Below are 2,228 nucleotides of genomic sequence, written 5' to 3'. Positions count from 1 at the left end.
CGACTACCCGCCGCCCTCCCCGAGCGCAGGAGGGTCCGGCGGGGGGATGCGTGGCCGTTCGTGGCAGCGAGCGGCGCTCGCTGCCGTCGCCGTGATGGCCGTCGTCGCAGCCGTCGTCCTCGCCGTCTGGCGCATCGGCAGCCCGACTCCCGCCGCCCAGCCGCGCGGACCCGTGACCTCGTCCGGCCCCGTGACCCCGAGCCCGTCGAGCATGACGCCCTCGCCGAGCAGCCTTGCGGGACAGGGCTATCCGGCCGCGCTCGCCGACTTCTACACCCAGAAGCTCGACTGGTCGTCGTGCGCCGACAACGCCAAGCACCGGTGCGCCACCATGGTGGTGCCGGTCGACTACGCCAAGCCGAAGGGCGACCGCTTCACCCTCGCGCTGCGCAAGGCGCCGGCCACCGATCCCAGCAAGCGCATCGGCTCCCTCGTCATCAACCCCGGCGGTCCCGGAGGCTCCGGTGTGGAGTACGCCCAGTACGCGTCGTTCGTCTTCTCGCCCGCGGTGCGGGCGGCATACGACGTCGTCGGGTTCGACCCCCGAGGCATCGGCGCGTCGAGCCTGGTGCGGTGCCTGAGCAACTCCGACATGGACCTGCTCTTCAGCGCGGACCCGACGCCCGACTCGCCGGCCGAGCGCTCGACGCTGCTGGCGGACGTCGACGGCGTGACCAAGCGGTGCGCTGCGCGTGGCGGGGCTCGGGCGATGCACATGAGCACCACCGAGGTCGCGCGCGACATGGATGTCATGCGGGTGCTCCTCGGCGACCCCAGGCTGAACTTCTTCGGTGGCTCCTACGGCACGTTCCTCGGAGCCATCTACGCGGACACGTTCCCGCAGAAGGTCGGCCGGATGGTGCTCGACTCTGCCATGTCGCCGAACCAGACCGACCAGCAGGAGATGACCTACGACATCCAGGGCTTCGAGTCCTCGATCGACGCCTTCATCGGCTGGTGCGTCGCGCGGAGCGACTGCGCCCTGGGCAGTGACAGGAGCAGCGCGCGGCAGAAGATCGTCGACCTGCTCGACCAGGTCGAGAGGCACGGCCTGACGACGAGCAAGCCCGGCCTCACGACGATCGGGGAGGGCTGGGTCGGCTTCTCGATCTTCATGTGCCTCTACTCCGACACGTCGTGGCCGACCCTCAACAAGGGCCTGGCCCAGGCGTTCACCGGCAAGGGCGACATCCTCCTCGCCAAGGGCATGTCGGTCGTCGAGCGGAACATCATCGGCGACTACGCACCGAGCAGCTACCTGCAGGCGATGATCCCCGTGCGGTGCGCGGACTGGCCCCGATACACGTCCGACCCCGCTCTCGAGGCGGAGCAGAAGTCGGCCAAGGCCGCCCACCCGCTGTGGGCCCGGATGACCGGCGAGCTCTACGACAACTGCCGCACCTGGCCGGACGCCGGACGCACCCCCAAGGGCAGGACCCTGGCGCAGGGCGCCGGCCCGATCCTCGTCATCGGCAACGAACGCGACCCGGCGACGCCCATCGGCGGCACCAAGCAGCTGGCCCAGGACCTCGCATCGGGCATTCTTCTTACTTCCGACCATGACGGACACGGGACCTACTACGCTGGCAACTCGTGCGTGGACTCCGCCGTGGACGGCTACCTGCTCAGGGGAACGGCGCCAGCCGACGACATGACCTGCTGAGCCGACTGCTCGCCCCTCTCGTCTCCCTCGCGATCCTCGCGACCCTCTTCCTGCTCGCCACCGGGCCCTCTCACGCGCCCGGTGCCGCCTCGTCCGGCGGCACGAGCAGTCCTCCCGCGGCATCCGCCGCCCCGTCCGGAGGCTCCCACCGCGACCGGCCGGGCGCCACGCCGATCAGCTTCACCGGCCCGGTGGACCCCGAACCGACCGCGCTCCGCGCCTACTACGGCAAGCGAGTTGCGTGGGCGACGTGCAGCGACGACGCGGCCTTCGACTGTGGGACCGTCGAGGTTCCGGTCGACTACGGGCAGCCCAGTGGCGCGAGGACGACGATCGCGCTGCGACGGCTGCCGGCCTCCGGGCCGAGACCCCGCATCGGGTCGCTGTTCATCAACCCCGGAGGTCCGGGCGGCTCGGGCATCGACTTCGCCAGGGACGCGCCGTCCTTCTTCGACGACGCCGTGCGCGCACGCTACGACATCGTCGGCTTCGACCCGCGGGGGATGGGGGAGTCCGATCCCGTCCGTTGCTTCACCGGCGCCGACCTCGACGCGATGTATGCCGC

The 2,228-nt window shown here is 70.8% G+C and carries 1 protein-coding gene and 1 pseudogene; both read left to right on the top strand.

Annotated features, from left to right (window positions below):
* On the top strand, positions 1 to 1,663 hold a 1,663-nt coding region (locus tag AC1DP0_RS21095; protein ID WP_478088389.1), incomplete at its 5' end, for an alpha/beta hydrolase.
* Positions 1,594 to 2,228 (top strand): annotated as a pseudogene (locus tag AC1DP0_RS21090) (alpha/beta hydrolase); the annotation flags it as partial. The gene AC1DP0_RS21095 and the pseudogene AC1DP0_RS21090, both read left to right, overlap by 70 nt.

This window comes from Terrabacter sp. P5_B1, assembly GCF_056400505.1.
Note: the sequence above shows the minus strand (reverse complement) of the source record. Positions and strands in the feature narration are given on the sequence as shown.